The sequence below is a fragment of the Paraburkholderia sp. 22098 genome (genome assembly GCF_052045935.1).
GTDB lineage: Bacteria > Pseudomonadota > Gammaproteobacteria > Burkholderiales > Burkholderiaceae > Paraburkholderia > Paraburkholderia caledonica.
The window spans coordinates 165,094-179,239 of the sequence record NZ_JBQEPV010000014.1; the positions used below are offsets into that span (position 1 = coordinate 165,094).

General features: G+C 60.6%; 11 protein-coding genes. 7 read left to right on the plus strand and 4 right to left on the minus strand.

The genetic code is table 11. The features are described 5' to 3' along the window. Positions 1 to 44: 44 nt before the first annotated feature. On the minus strand, positions 45 to 1,328 hold the full coding sequence (locus ACTJLB_RS25935) for an ABC transporter substrate-binding protein (RefSeq protein ID WP_020067662.1): 1,284 nt from the start codon (positions 1,326 to 1,328) through the stop codon (positions 45 to 47). Positions 1,329 to 1,464: 136 nt separating this feature from the next. Next, the gene (locus tag ACTJLB_RS25940) at positions 1,465 to 2,610 is read right to left on the minus strand and encodes an ABC transporter ATP-binding protein (protein WP_440784944.1); all 1,146 of its coding nucleotides are present in this window, start codon (positions 2,608 to 2,610) and stop codon (positions 1,465 to 1,467) included. 214 nt (positions 2,611 to 2,824) lie between these two features. On the opposite strand from ACTJLB_RS25940, the gene ACTJLB_RS25945 reads away from it, so the two are divergent. The 6 genes from ACTJLB_RS25945 to ACTJLB_RS25970 all read left to right on the plus strand — a co-directional run bounded on the left by ACTJLB_RS25945 (position 2,825) and on the right by ACTJLB_RS25970 (position 10,224). Next, positions 2,825 to 3,829 (plus strand): LacI family DNA-binding transcriptional regulator, encoded by a 1,005-nt coding sequence (locus tag ACTJLB_RS25945; protein WP_020067660.1) that lies wholly within the window; start codon positions 2,825 to 2,827, stop codon positions 3,827 to 3,829. A 241-nt stretch (positions 3,830 to 4,070) separates the two neighbouring features. Further along, positions 4,071 to 5,288 carry a tyrosine-type recombinase/integrase gene (locus ACTJLB_RS25950; protein WP_440784945.1) on the plus strand — a complete coding sequence of 406 codons (1,218 nt, stop codon included), beginning with the start codon at positions 4,071 to 4,073 and terminating at the stop codon, positions 5,286 to 5,288. Positions 5,289 to 5,290: 2 nt separating this feature from the next. Further along, positions 5,291 to 6,823: a tyrosine-type recombinase/integrase gene (locus tag ACTJLB_RS25955; RefSeq protein WP_440784946.1), complete on the plus strand. Its 1,533-nt coding sequence runs from the start codon at positions 5,291 to 5,293 to the stop codon at positions 6,821 to 6,823. Continuing rightward, a complete protein-coding gene (locus ACTJLB_RS25960; RefSeq protein WP_440784947.1) occupies positions 6,820 to 9,144 on the plus strand; it encodes a hypothetical protein in 2,325 nt (774 codons plus the stop codon). Before ACTJLB_RS25955 ends, ACTJLB_RS25960 begins: the two co-directional genes overlap by 4 nt. Beyond that, complete coding sequence (locus ACTJLB_RS25965; RefSeq protein ID WP_440784948.1) at positions 9,137 to 9,625, plus strand: hypothetical protein; 489 nt, start codon at positions 9,137 to 9,139, stop codon at positions 9,623 to 9,625. The genes ACTJLB_RS25960 and ACTJLB_RS25965 overlap by 8 nt, the downstream gene beginning before the upstream one ends. Positions 9,626 to 9,723: 98 nt before the next feature. After that, complete coding sequence (locus ACTJLB_RS25970; RefSeq protein ID WP_440784949.1) at positions 9,724 to 10,224, plus strand: hypothetical protein; 501 nt, start codon at positions 9,724 to 9,726, stop codon at positions 10,222 to 10,224. Positions 10,225 to 11,468: 1,244 nt separating this feature from the next. On the opposite strand, the gene ACTJLB_RS25975 is transcribed toward ACTJLB_RS25970, so the two are convergent. Both ACTJLB_RS25975 and ACTJLB_RS25980 read right to left on the minus strand, forming a co-directional pair. After that, positions 11,469 to 13,175, minus strand: coding sequence for a phage integrase family protein (locus ACTJLB_RS25975; protein WP_440784950.1), 1,707 nt, complete (start codon positions 13,173 to 13,175; stop codon positions 11,469 to 11,471). Positions 13,176 to 13,490: 315 nt separating this feature from the next. Further along, positions 13,491 to 13,916 (minus strand): hypothetical protein, encoded by a 426-nt coding sequence (locus ACTJLB_RS25980; RefSeq protein ID WP_440784951.1) that lies wholly within the window; start codon positions 13,914 to 13,916, stop codon positions 13,491 to 13,493. Here ACTJLB_RS25980 and ACTJLB_RS25985 point away from each other — a divergent pair. Then, positions 13,915 to 14,146 (plus strand): hypothetical protein (locus ACTJLB_RS25985; RefSeq protein WP_440784952.1); only part of this gene is annotated, 232 nt, incomplete at its 3' end. The genes ACTJLB_RS25980 and ACTJLB_RS25985 overlap by 2 nt on opposite strands.

The following is a 14,146-nucleotide window of genomic DNA, read 5'->3' on the forward strand; positions in this document are numbered from 1 at the left end:
CGTCTGCACGACGACCACGCCCGACATACCTGCCGCCAGCAGACTCAGTTGTGGTAAATGCGCTTGCGCGTCGCTTCGAGACGAGCAAGCAGCGAGTCGAGTTGCGATGGGTCGTTGTAGAACTGCTGCATCGCCTTCATGCCTTCGTCCGCCATTTCTTTCGTCATGTCGCGGTCGTAGAACTGCGCGATGCCGCCGGTCGTGCTGGCGAGCGTCTGGAACCCGACTCGGGAAATCGGATCGGCGGGTTCCGTTGCCTTGCTGTTCGACGGCAACTGGCCCCAGCCGCGCGCGAGGTCCGCGTTGATCTCGGGCGTCTCCATGAAGGCGAGCAGACGGCGCGCGTCAGTCTTGTTCTTCGCTTTCGCGGGTATCAGCAGCACGTTGACCGGGCCGTCTTCCGCCACCGGCACTTTGGGGTCGATCACGGGGAAGCGCATGAAGCCGATCTGCCCTTTCACACTCGACGGAAGGCCCGCCGAGAAGAACGTGCCCATCAGCATCATCGCGGCTTTGCCGTTCACGAGGAAAGGCCCGATCGAATCGAGGTCGTACGAAAGCGCGTTGTCGATGTAGTAATGGTCGTCCATCAGCGTCTTCCAGGTCGTGTAGACCTTCTTCACGCGCGGATCGGTGTAGGGCACTTCACCTGCCATGAGCTTCTGGTGGAACGCGTTGCCGTTGATGCGCAAGTCCAGATAGTCGAACCACGCGGCGAGCGTCCAGCTATCGCGCGCGGCCACGGCAATCGGCGCGACGCCGCTCGCCTTCAGTTTTTTGCAGGCGTCGAGCAGTTCGTCCCAAGTCTTCGGTTCGCTCGAAATGCCCGCTTTCTCGAACAGATCCTTGCGGTAGAAAAAGCCATATGCGTCGTACCCGAGCGGCGCGGAATACTGCTTGCCGGCGTATGTCGATGCCTGTTTGACGGACGCATACTGCTGGTCCCAGCCGTTCTTCTTCCAGTCGCCCGAGAGATCTTCCAGCAAGCCGCGCTTTGCGTAGTACGCCATGCGCTCGCCGTTATGCCACGAGACGACATCGGGAGGATCGGTCGCGAGCCAGCCGCCCATTTGCACCTTGTACGCTTCCTCGGTGATGTACGTGACTTTCAGGTCGACGTCGGGATTCGCTTTCTTGAACTTGTCGAATGCGTCCTGCCACGTCGAGCGCTGATTGCCGCGCGCCGACACGTTGATGTTCAACTGACCGGCGTCGGCTTGCGTCGCGAAACCGCTCAGCACCGTTGCCGAGAGAGCGAGCGCGACCGTGACGGCGCGCGGACTGAATGAGGCAAGCCGCGCAAAGCGGCTCGTGTGCGTAAAGGCCATCGTGTTGTCTCCTGTGACTGCGTTGTCGGCCGCCCGCGTCCGCGAACGGCGGTTGCTGCGAGCCGCGACGGCTCTATGACCGGCTGCGGCGTTTCGCGCGCGACAAGGCCGAATGCGAGCCTTGCGCGCCGCATTCTCATGCCGTCTGTAGCGCGACGGCCTGCGCGTTGCCGACGATCGTCCGGTGCAGTGCAATGCCGTCTTCGTCGAACAGGTGACACGCATCGGCGGGCAGATGCAGTGCGAGCCGCTCGCCATTGCGCACATGCAGGTCGCCGGGCGCTTTCGCGATCAGCGTGCCGCCCGCATGGTCGGCGTGAAGATAGCTGTGCTCGCCGAGCTGCTCGGTCAGCAATGCGTTGACGGCGAGCGTCGGCGTGCCGCCGTCGAACCGCACGTGTTCGGGACGAATGCCGAGCGTGACGCGCTGTCCTGGCTTGAGGCGTCTGCCGTCGACCAGCACGCGCAACGCGGTGCCGGGCATGCTGACTTCCACGCTGTCGTCGGCGATGCGCTCCACGACGCCGTCGATAAAGTTCATGCGCGGCGAACCAATGAAGCCCGCAACGAACTTCGAGCGCGGCCGGTGATAAAGCTCCAGCGGCGCACCGATCTGCGCGATGCTGCCGAAGCGCTGCGTTTCCGCGCCTGCGTGCAGCAGGACGATCTTGTCCGCCAGTGTCATCGCTTCGATCTGGTCGTGCGTCACATAGACGACGCTCGCCTGTGCGTAACGCTGATGCAGCCGCGCGATTTCGATACGCGTCTGACCGCGCAGCGCGGCGTCAAGGTTCGACAGCGGTTCGTCAAACAGGAACACGCCCGGTTCGCGGACGATCGCGCGGCCGATCGCCACGCGCTGGCGTTGCCCGCCCGACAGTTCACGGGGCTTGCGTGCGAGGAGGGCGTCGAGTTGCAGCACGTGCGCCGCTTCGCGCACCTTGCGGTCGATCTCCGCTTTCGGTGTTTTTGCCAGCTTCAGACCGAAGGCCATGTTCTCGTAGACCGTCATGTGCGGGAACAGCGCATAACTCTGGAACACCATCGCGACGCCGCGCTCGGCAGCCGGCACGCTGTTCATCGTGCGGCCGCCGATGGTCACGTCGCCGTCGGTCTGATCTTCGAGGCCGGCGACGATGCGCAGCAAGGTCGACTTGCCGCAGCCCGAAGGGCCGAGGAACACGCAGAACTCGTGTTCGCCGATCTCAAGGTTCAGGTCGCGAAGGACCGGCGCGTTGCCGCCGAAAGTTTTCTGAATGCCGCGCAGGGAGATGGCCGCCATGGTCGGTCCTCCGTTTAAGCGCTTAAAAATCGGTCGACGAAAAACGCCGCAACGCTTGCGGTGCGGCCATTTAAGCGGTTAAATTCGAGGATGCGCGGCAGGGTGCTCATGACTGTCTCCTGATCGTTTCGAGAAAAGGTAGCGCAAGCCGGATGCGTCGCGCAACATCTGATTGGCGCTCCCTGAATATGGGAAAATTCTTGATCTTCTGCTTATGGCCACATTGAGTGATGTCGCGCGTCGCGCGAATGTGACGGCGGCGACCGTTTCGAACGTGCTACGCAATCCCGACAAAGTGCGGCCCGAAACGTCCGAGCGGGTGATGCGCGCGATCCGCGAACTGGGCTATCGGCCGAATCTCAATGCCCGAGCGCTCGCAGAGGGCCGTTCGCCAACACTTGCGCTAATGCTCTCCAGCATCGCCAATCCGTTCTATCCAGAGTTCGTGCTGGCGGCTGAACGCGCCGCGCGTCGCGCCGGCTATTTCCTGATGGTGTGCAACACCGACGACGACGCCGAGACAGGGCGCGCGTACCTCACGCAGATCGCCGGCACGCTCGCCGAAGGTGTACTCGTGCTGAACACGGACATCGCGATCAACGAGCTGTGCGCGTCCGCGGCGGTCGGCGCGCCAATCGTGTTGAGCCTATGGGAGCATCCCGAGGAGTTGCCCGCCTTGCCGTGTGTCGCCGTCGACTTCGCGCACGCGGGCGCGCTGGCGGCGCGTCATCTGCTGGAACTGGGACACCGCGACATCGGCATGCTGGTGGGAGACGGTTGCGGCGGCTTGCAGGACGCGCGCGCGAACGGTTTCAGATCCGTGATGCGCGATGCGGGCCTCGAACCCGACGACGCCGCCGTGCTGCAGATTCCCGACACGATCGACGCGGGCTTCACCGCCTGCATCGAATTGATGGAGCGCGAGCCGCATCTGAGCGCGCTGTTCGCGACGAACGATCTGCTGGCCATCGGCGCGTTGCAGGCGCTTGCCACGCTCGGACGCAAGGTGCCCGACGACGTGTCGGTGATCGGCATCACCGATATCCAGCTGGCGCACCAGGTGCGGCCCTCGCTGACGACGGTGGCGATCAACACGCAAGCCATCGCGGAGGCGTCGATCGAGTTGCTGATCCGGCTGATTCATGCGCCGGACGCCGCTGCGCCGCCGGCTTCCGTCGTCGCGCCGTTGCCGACGCTGGTGCGCCGGCAGTCGACGTGAGGGGAAGTCGATGAATCCGAAAGTTGAACGATGGGGCACGCCGTTTTCTCATTTTGGCAATTTGGTGGGCGAGGTCGTCTTGCGGGAGATCATCGTTGGTGATTTGACATAAGATAAATTATCAACGATTTTGGTATGTTCTGGGCCGTTGCTCAGCGCACGGCCTCACGACGTTACATACCGCAACCGTGACATGCGCATATGGTAGGTTTTGCGAGCGCGTTCTGTTGCGGGGATTTCCATGTTCGTTCAGATCGGTGCCGACGTGGTGCCGCGAGCACTCCAAGGCGTTCTGCTGGTCGACAGCAATCATGTTCCTCGATACTGGGCCGCGGTCTGGCTGGTCATCGCTGCGTCACAGTGGGCTACGTCGACGCAGACGATGCGACTGCGGTTCATCGAGAATCTGTACGAGCACGCGGATCGATCGTTCAAGGCAAATGCGCTCGATGACGCGCTATCCAGTGTTGATGAAGCGCGGCTTGCCGACATTCTCGAGTCGTGGTTCGTGAGTTTGCGCAACCAGCCTGTCGCAAGCAGCGGCAACGAGGACCGGTGGCGGACCGGACTGGGTTTCGTGACGTCGGTGGTCACGTGGCTTTCGAAGTCTGGCGACGCGAACATGCAGCAGATTGAAGCGCGGATCCATCGGCTGTCGACGCTTTACCGCCAGTTGCACATACGGCAAGGCGGCCGTACGGAGACTCTTCGATCGCTGCCAGCCGGCGTGGTCGAAAGTCTCTATCAGATACTGGATCCGGAATCGGATACCAATCCGTTCCGACGTTCTCATACGCGCTGGCGGGTCTTCATCGCGTTCGTGTTGATGCTCCATCAGGGACTACGGCGAGGCGAACTGTTGCTGCTGACCGCGGATGCCATCAAGAGCAGCCATGACCGCAAGCTTGATCGGACACGGTACTGGCTGAACGTCCGACAGAATGGATATGAAGAAGCGGACGGCGATAGCCGCTACTCGAAACCCAGCATCAAGACCATCTATTCGATCAGGCAGATTCCTGTCAGCGACGCGACTGCCCGCCTCGTGCAGGTCTATTGCGAAAATTATCGGGGCCGGCCTTCCCATTCGTTCATGCTGAATGCCCAGACTGGCGGCCCTCTGTCCACCGAGTCGCTGACAAAGATCTTTACATTGATATCGAAAGCGCTGCCCTCCGAGATACGGCAGGAACTTTACGATCGCACCGGGAAAAGGACTGTGACGTGCCACGATCTCCGCCACACCTGCGCCGTGTTGAGGCTTCACCAGTTACTGGAGCGCGGCGACGCGATGGCCGAAGCGCTACAGAAGATGCGCACATTCTTCGGCTGGTCGAAAAGATCTGACATGCCATCGCGCTATGCCCGGGCTGTCTTCGAAAACAGGCTCGCGAGCGTATGGAGCGACGAATTCGATGATCGTGTGGCCGTGTTGCGCTCGCTTCCGAAGGGCCGTTGAACATGCCGAAAACTCCATCGGCCCAGATCCGCCCCCGAATCGAGCCATCGACGCTCGAACGCATGCTGAGATCGTTGCCGCAACTGCCGCCCGTTGTGCGTTACTACGACGACTTCGACGACAAACTCCGCTCCTTGTCTGAAGTTCGCCAAAGCGATGCCTTGGGGCTTCATATCAACGGTCGACTGTTCCGGCTTGACTTTAGCCGCTACCCTCCGACATACAGTGCTCTCCAGAAGCACCTGCTGGTCTTCCTGCTGGGCGAAGATCTGCATATCTCGACCTGCTTCAATGTTCTGAACGCAGCAATGCATCTTGATGTGCATGACGTCGAACACATCGTCGAAGCCGGACCGACAGGCATCTCAGCGATATGGTTGGCACTGCGCGCCCGTCAGTTGCCCGTTCACGCCTATCGCTTCGTTAAGGCCGTGCTCCGTCTCTTGTGCCGGCATCGACTATGTGGATGGTCCGAGTCCTACCTGACCTATGTCAGTACTTCCCTGCCCGGCCCCGCAACAGACAAGTACGCCCGTGTGCGATCAGGCGATGTGTTCCTGTCCGCCGACGAGGAAGCCGCGATTGTTCGCTATCTGGATGAAACGTCTGACCTCGTAAGGGCAAGTGGCTGGTCAGGGCTCGCGTATGAGGCGCTCTGCGACGCGGCGATGGTGCTCTGTTCCTATCAGTTTGCCATGCGTCCGATTCAGGTCGCGATGCTGACGATGCGTGACATACGAATCTGGAAACCGGAACCCGACACCGAACCGACCGTGCATCTCACGTTCCTGATGGTCAAACAACAGGGAAAGCTTCGAAAGAGGCCGATGGTCCGTCGTGTGAAACAGGAATGGGGGGTACTGTTCATTGCGTTGGTTGCATATGCAGACTCTCAGGGCCGCAATGCTAATGATCGCGTCTTCGGCGTCAGTTCGAATCATGAAGCCGGATCCCGCATCGCTCGCCGTTTGGAACGTCTGATCGGCGACGATGCTCGCGCCATGGACCTTCGTCATACCGCTGCGCAGCGGCTCGTTGACGCCGGCGCAAGCCACGAAGAACTCGCCGAATTCATGGGCCATTCGCATGTGCAGACCGGACTCGTGTACTACGAGACATCGGCCACCCACGCGGAACGGGTCAACCGGGCGCTCGGCGCGTCGGACATATACCGGCGCGTGGCGAAAATTGCGCACGACCGGTTCATCCTCCCGGAAGAGCTCACCCTTCTTAAAGGTGAACAACAGATCGCTGGTGTGCCTCACGGCATTCCGATTGCAGGTATCGGCGGATGCTCTTCGGGACAGCCGGCCTGCCCCTATAACCCGGTCACGTCGTGCTACGGATGCAGGAAGTTCATGCCGTTGCACGACAGGTCGATGCATGAGCAGGTGCTGGCCGCCATGCGTGAAGTGGTTGTGTTCTTCGACCAGAGTTCCCGTGGCGACACCAGATCGCCGGCCTACCTTCAACTGCAACGCACGATCGCCGAGATACAGACGGTCATCGAAGAACTGGAAGACAACGACCGATGAACCCACACTACTGCGCGTTCATCGAGCTAGGCAAAACGCTAGCCCGTGAGAAAGGCCTGTCGTGGGACATGCCTCTCGATGAAACAGGCGTCGCACGCGACGGTGTCGGCTGGAACCTGACCGCTATTGCCAATGACGTGCCGCCACCGACGCATTATCTGCGAGACCTTGGCGCTGATGCGAAGGCGCTGGCGATCATCAACGCAGAGCGCGCCGAGCGCGACCTGACGCCACTGGCACGCCAACCGCTGTCTCCCTCATGGCAGGACCTGGTCAAGGCAGCAGTCGCCGAACAGTTGCTGTTCAAACGGAACACCACCGGGTATGTCTCGCAGTCCATCGCACGTCCGCTGCGTGTAATCGCTACATGCGTGGACAGCGAGCCATGGCAACTGACCGTCGACGATCTGCGTCTGGCGATCCGCGTCGGAAAGGAGATCCAGGCCACAGGGAAGCTGGGAGACCTGGTGGCCGGCATCATCAAGATAGTGTTCGACGCCCAGCACCTTTGCGACGCTGGTCAGTCGTACTCATCGCTCGCCGTTCCCCGCATAAAAATGAAAAGTGCGATCAGGGCGAAGCATACCTGGTCGCAGGAGGAGTTGCGCACTGACCTCGAGGCGCGCAAGCGTGAGGAGCGGTTGCCGGAGCGCCGGGCGTTCTGGGAGCTGACCCGCATCGTGATGACCGAAAAGCCGCGTACGTTCATGGACGATCTGCGATTCGCCGCGATACGGACAATGATCGTGACGGGGCTTCGTATAGGTGAAGCCGCGCTGCTACCGGTTGACTGGCAGCGTGAGCGAACTTACGTCGACTTGAAGGGGCGCCCTGCCAGTGAATCCGGTGGCATCTCAACGTCGCTCATGATTCGCCACCTCGCCGAAAAGCAGCAGATCGAGGAGTCGGATAGCCGTGTTCTGTTCGAGAATACCCAGCCTGTGCCAGATATGTTCCGGCAATTGCTTACCGACACGCTCGATCACGTCGCGAAGCTCACGGAGCCGCTGCGCGCGACGCTGAAGTTGCAGTGTGAGACCGGTCGGCTACTGCCCTGGTATCGGGCCAATGACCTTGTGCCGTTCACGGAAGCGTATGTGCGGCTGATGGGCAACCCGTTCTGGCTGGACATCGAGCGCGACCCGTTCATCGAACGTTATCGAAAGAGCTTCAATCCTGATGTGCTGATCGACCTGCAGCGATATCAGGCAGAAAGACCCGGGAATGGTCCGATCGCGCTGGATATGGCGGTATATCAGTTCGGGAAACGCCTGCTCGACAGGATGCGTGACGGGCAAATCGCATTGCGCTTCCGACGTGCTGATGGCAAGGTCATCGGAGTCCGGGAGCGCATGGGCTGGCACAACACCTACCTTCGCATCGACGAGCTGGAGGAACATATCCGCTCCACGACACCGACGAAGGTCTCTGATACATCCCCGTTGCCGCTGGCGGTCGGTACCGTGCAACCTTGGGAATTCCTGTTCGTTCAGCCGAAGCGCTCGCTTGCTGAAGAACGGAACGACGGGCTCTGCGACGTTACGCGGTTCATGGCGGTGAGCCGCCCGGATCCACGCTTTATTGGCATCGGGCTTGGTTACGACAAGGCAGTGCCGTCGTTGTTCGAGAAGTATGGAGAGACCGGAGAAGACAGGGCTTTGAAATTGGAGCCACACATGCTGCGTCACCTGCAAAACACCGAACTGTTCCGCCTGGGTGTGGCCGATACGATCATCTCGAAGCGCTTCAACCGGCGCAGCGTCGCACAGAGCTACGAGTACGACCATCGCAGTCTTGCAGAAGACCTCGACCAGATCGAAATCCCGCAGGACATCGAGGTCATGCTCGGCGAGAAGGCCAGCACGGTAGCCCGGCTCATCAAGGGCGGCAAGGCCAACGGCCCGATCGTTGATGCGTTCCGGCGCATTCAGGAAACAGAGGGCGACGCTGCCGCATACGAGTACCTGCGCGCCGAAGCGGACGGCTTCCATGCCACGCCGTACGGGCACTGCCTGAATTCGTTCACGGTTGACCCCTGCCCCAAACACCTCGAATGCTTCGCGGATTGCCGCCACCTCTCGGCGACCGATCTGCCGGAGAACCGGCAGAACCTGATCCATCTCGAGGGCAAGTTCAAGCTCGCGCTGGAAACGATCAAGGCCAGGCCATCGACCAGCATTGGCTGGAGGAACCAGCTCGATCACGCGGAGAAGCGGCTGGCCGGCGTACAGAGGCTCCTTGCAACACCATCGGGCAAACGTCCCTTCCCTGACGGCGTTGACCTGTCACTGCCGCGGCAACGTGGAGTACTTGATGACTGAACCGAACGGGTCCGGCAACGACGCGATGCGCGAGATTCTCGAAGCGTTGCTCGCCGATGATGAAGACATTACAGCTCGCGCTGTCGCGCGGCTGCACCCGTCCATCAACGCAGCATCGTCAATTACGCGCAGCGAAGCGCGGAGCACGTTGCTCGCTGAATATCAGCAGCGGCAGGCCGCATACCGCCGCTGGCGCGGCCGCGTTGGCAAACGGTCTGGCGCCGACACCGCAGCGTCGCTCACCGACAGGGACATCAGGATTGCAGAACTCGAAACCACCGTGCAACTGCTGACGGCTTCCCACCTTGCAATGTTGCGCGCGGTCGGCGAACTGGGCGGCTTCAGCAAATGGGCCAGATTCTATGCACAGTATCGCGACGCGCGCGACAGACTTGCGAAACTTGGCGCGATACCGGAGGCGGCAATATCTCCAATGCCGGAAGAGAGCCCGAAGCGCCGTGGAGATAGAAGGCGGCGTTGACTGTCTGCGTGACGTGATAGTGTTTGCATGATCGCCACAGCCACGAAATGGCTGCGGTTCGGCGGCGGAAGCCGCCTCTCTCCCGAAAGGAGCACGAAATGTCTTACCCACCCTGCTTCCAGACATTGCACGATGAGCCCGGCCCCGTCGGATACCTCGGGCGAGGTACGCATTATTCTGTTTTACGCGTACCGACGTGGCACGACGAACTGATGAACCAGATTCAGTACGGCAGGTTCCTCGACTTCGCAATTATCTGGGACGAAGATCACGACGACCGGGTACTCGATGCGATCCTGATCATGTACCTCACTGGCCTGCTTGCACCGGTGCGATTCATCGGCGAACGCAAAGGCGTGCTCTCAGTGCTGCTTGCACCCGCAACCGTCAAGACTTGGGACGAAGACACGTTCCAGCGATATCGCGAGGACGTCGGCGACGTATGCGCCCATCTTGATGATCCGTGGACAGCGGAAATCAACAGCATGGATAGCACACAGCATTCGATCATCCAGGCGCCTGCTGAAAACGTCGCGACCTATCTGAAGAACATCGACATGCTGTGGCAGCTCGGAACGCGGTCTACCCTTCCTGCCTAGGCAGCACGGATTCGCAACAACATCCGATCATGCGATGCCACGACCAGGCCGCCGTTGTTGCGCAGTCGCACGTCCAACCGCGCAACAGACGGTGCACTTCGATGACGCAACAGCCCTTCAGCGAATATCGGTGCCTGTGGATAACTTCCCCGCTATAAATAAAGGAAGAGTTGAAGAACAAACCTTCGCAACACGATGCCCGAGGTGCCAAGAATCAACGGAATGGATGTTAGTCCAAATTTCAGATGTCGCGTTTCCGCTAAATTGAAATGTCCGGTTTCCTGCTTCGGGCTGCCTGCTGTAGTTCTGGGAACTAAATAAGGGAAAATTTTGGAACTAAATCAGGGAAAAGTATGCACCGCAGCCGTTTCCCAACTTTAGTTCCAAATGAACGGTGTTCGCGCGTCCAAACGCTCCCGTTCTCAGCGAGTTTTTCCCGAATTTAGTCCAATCCGTAGAGTTTTCCCATATTTACTTCGAAACTGCACCTGCAGACAACGCAAGCCGCTTTGCCGGTGCGCACGCTCTCGACTGTCGCAAATCTCTACACTTACAGCCATTTAACGCCTCAAGTGGTCGCGCTGCAAGGTCGATAGCAATGGCAGGTAGATCGACCGCAGTCCGGCGGAATAAGTCGAACGTGCTCGCCAGCCGTGTCCGAAGCCAACTGCTATTCTTCATAACGTTAGACGGGTCTCAGCACGCCTTACTCGCGTGGAAGCAGGACAGTTCGAAGACGGCTGCGCGAACTAGCGTTGGCTTAAGTAAATTTGTTCCCGTTTTTAAAAGTAATTTTGTTCCTGGCTCCCTGGACGGGATCAGCAGTCCGCAAGCTTAACTTCATTGCGCTTTCGCTCTGACGAAACGGAGACTGACGGGACGCACGTTCGCCTGCACGAGATCATAGTTAGATCCCTGTTGATGGTGTCATGCACGTACCAAGATCAGGTGTGGCTGCAACGCGATACGACATTGCGGACTGCTCGTCAGCCTCCGAGGCGATGCCGATGAGCGGACTTCGCAATTGGATACTAGTCTTGCCCGGGATCAGCTGCGGACGACCTGCCATACAAATGGTAGCGCGCTTCGCTATGACTATCCTGTGGCCTCGCTTCGGATGAGCAGGTTTTGATTCGACGACTTCAAATCATGCGGAGCTTCTCACTCAGGCTGCTATCGTCGGCGACTTGAATCTGACTGGAAGTGGCCGCCTGCATCGCGGCGGCTCGACAAGCGCGACGGGCTCATTTCCCTTCAAATGCCTTCCTTATCTGCTGCGCCCGCTTGGCGTCATCGGCGTGCAGATAGATGGACGTGGTTGAGACCGACGCGTGCCGCAGGTTGTCGCGGACGGTCGTAAGTTCAGCGCCGTTCGCAAGCGCGTGCGTCGCGTGCGTGTGCCGCATCCAGTGGGGACTCGCCCGACGAAGCTTCCCGGCAAGCGGTGGACGGTCGGCGGCGATAAGATCTGCCACCTGGCGGAAAAACCGCTTCAGCACGGCCCACAAGCGCATGCCACTGATTTCCCGCGCGTCATCGGCATCAAGACTTCCGACGAGAGGTGTGTCGGGCTTCCACCGCGTCGGCGAAACGGGGAGTTGCCTTCCCAGCAGATACCGCGTGAGTGCGTCCCACGCGAGCGGTGGCAATGCGACCTTCCCCGCCTTTTGCCCCTTGCCTGTCACCCGCAGCCAGTGCCCACCGCGCGCATCCCTGTCTATCTGGCCGAGTCTTGCCCCGACCAGTTCACTGGCCCGCAAGCCGGTTGCGAAACCGAAATCGAGCACAAAACGGAGCCTTTGGGCGGCGGGTGCGGACCAGCCACACGACCATTCGAGTCCGTCGGCGATCGCCCGAACCAGCAGCCATTCGCCTTCCGTGAATACGCGTGACGCATCGAGATCCCCTGTCTTGGCGCCACCCCTGACCTTCACGCCTGCGAACGGGTTGGCGAGCACGTAGCGCTGTTCGATCAGCCAGCGGAACAGCGCGCCGAGGATCGACAGCGCGTGCGCGGCTGAACGTGCCGACAGGTTGCCGGCAAACGGGCGCCAGTCCGGCGAGTTGCGCGGTCGCAACGGCCCGACCCAGCGCTCGCGCGGGCTCGGGCGCCGCAGGAAGGAGCGATACGCCACCGCATCTTCGGTGGTGAGCGACGAGAGCGCACGGCCGCGATCAATAATGGCCCACAGGATCAGCCGTTCGGCTTCCTTCCGGTACGTACGCTGCGTGGCCACCGATTCGTGCAGCGACAGCCACGCGTGCACCGCCTCGTAGTCGTTGCCCGCATCGAGCGTGCAGGTCGCGGGCGGCGCGCGGAAGGTCCCCGCCGAGCCGTCAACCTCGTGCGGCAGTCGCAGGCTCTCCCATGGCACGATGCCGCGCGGGGTGTCCGTTGCGATCAGTGCCCTCGCCCGCTCCGTCAGCGCCGGATGGGCACTGAAGAATGACTCGATGCGCCTCGCACTGGTGGCGCCAAGATCAGGAATGGCTTTCCACCACTGCCGTCGGCGCGGGACACGCACCGTCAGGTCCGCGAGCGTGACGATCCCGTGCGCGTGCAGCGCACGGACTGCCCGTGCAGGGAACCATTGTTCGACGGGATCCGCGATCTGCGGTTCGGGCGGGCGCGCATGCCGCAACTGGTCGATCGCGTGCGTGACCGCTTTTGCGTGACGGGTACGCTCGCCGGTCGGATGCGCCAGCAGCACCGCCAGATCGTCGCGATGCGCCCGCCGCGCAGCCGCCACGAGTGCACGCCGTATCTCGCCCAGTACGCCGCGCGCCGAACGCGGCTGCCCTGCCCGTCCTGATGTCCGTCCCGGCAGGTAGCGGGCGACCGCTTCGCGGGTCGACAGGCCGGCATACCAGGCGCGCAGCGCGGCCAGCGCGTCGGCGCGCGGAAAGTCGTCGGGTCCGTTTCGCTCGGCGGCAGTGAGGCGCGTTTTCATGAGCGTGAGTTTCGCACAGAAATACGGCTATCAGGATAAGAAGGGTTATCTTTATACAACGATTTTAGATCCGGGTTCAGCGACCGGACTGGCTGCACGGACGAGGAGCAATCGAACGGATCGGACCATTTTTCGGCCGAAAGCCGATGCTCACCGTTGAGCCCTCGTGCGGCCGGAGTGCACCGCTTTGCCGACATTGGCAGTGAGGTGCAGTCGAACGTCGGCTCCTGGGAGAGGCGAACGAGTCTTCCCGACCCGTTTCGGCCAGTCAATTGGCCCGGAAGCGGTCGTTGGTCGTAGCGATGCGAACGCAGATCAAATCCGCGATAGGGAGGGTTCGTCAAAGTCGATCCTGAAAACAGTCTCGTCTTGGTAGTGCTGCTGTAGGTCGATCAGGACCGCATTCGAGAGTACGGTCGCTAAGGCGATTTTCAGCGTTGGTGTAACGCCATCGAGGTGAAAGGAGAACTCCCATCCTGACGAGACATCGAGCCAGGACACGAATAGGTCCTCGCAACCGGTCTCCCAGAACTGAACGTTCTTCATCACACCATCGGATACCTCATCAACAATCGCAGCACGGGATACCGCAACCTGCCGGCCATCGTCGCTCCAGTGCGTTATCAACCCACTATCAGGGTTCGCGAGCAAAAGTCCAAGAGGCTGAAGCAAGTTTTCGACGAAGCGAAGATTTTCCGGAAATGTACCCTTCAACAATATGGTCAGTATTGGTTTCGCCATGGTGTTCGGTTGGCTGTTCGCCGATGTCGTAGTAGACGAGTCGTCGCCTGGCAATGTCCCATCAAGGTCGATTGTCGATGATTTCAGTGTGGGCGTCGAACGGCCGCTGTTGGCCGATTCTGTTGAAAAAGTCGTGTTGTGGTTGGGGGCGCAGAAGTTGGCGACACGTTTCCGAGTTGTGGCGCTTAGCGAAGTGGCGAACTTGAATCAGGCAGCGATCCCCCGTTGCT

Coding starts and splice junctions, on each gene's coding strand:
- ACTJLB_RS25935 (WP_020067662.1), bottom strand. CDS start 1,328: ATGGCCTTTACGCACACGAGCCGCTTTGCGCGGCTTGCCTCATTCAGT.
- ACTJLB_RS25940 (WP_440784944.1), bottom strand. CDS start 2,610: ATGGCGGCCATCTCCCTGCGCGGCATTCAGAAAACTTTCGGCGGCAAC.
- ACTJLB_RS25945 (WP_020067660.1), top strand. CDS start 2,825: ATGGCCACATTGAGTGATGTCGCGCGTCGCGCGAATGTGACGGCGGCG.
- ACTJLB_RS25950 (WP_440784945.1), top strand. CDS start 4,071: ATGTTCGTTCAGATCGGTGCCGACGTGGTGCCGCGAGCACTCCAAGGC.
- ACTJLB_RS25955 (WP_440784946.1), top strand. CDS start 5,291: ATGCCGAAAACTCCATCGGCCCAGATCCGCCCCCGAATCGAGCCATCG.
- ACTJLB_RS25960 (WP_440784947.1), top strand. CDS start 6,820: ATGAACCCACACTACTGCGCGTTCATCGAGCTAGGCAAAACGCTAGCC.
- ACTJLB_RS25965 (WP_440784948.1), top strand. CDS start 9,137: ATGACTGAACCGAACGGGTCCGGCAACGACGCGATGCGCGAGATTCTC.
- ACTJLB_RS25970 (WP_440784949.1), top strand. CDS start 9,724: ATGTCTTACCCACCCTGCTTCCAGACATTGCACGATGAGCCCGGCCCC.
- ACTJLB_RS25975 (WP_440784950.1), bottom strand. CDS start 13,175: ATGAAAACGCGCCTCACTGCCGCCGAGCGAAACGGACCCGACGACTTT.
- ACTJLB_RS25980 (WP_440784951.1), bottom strand. CDS start 13,916: ATGGCGAAACCAATACTGACCATATTGTTGAAGGGTACATTTCCGGAA.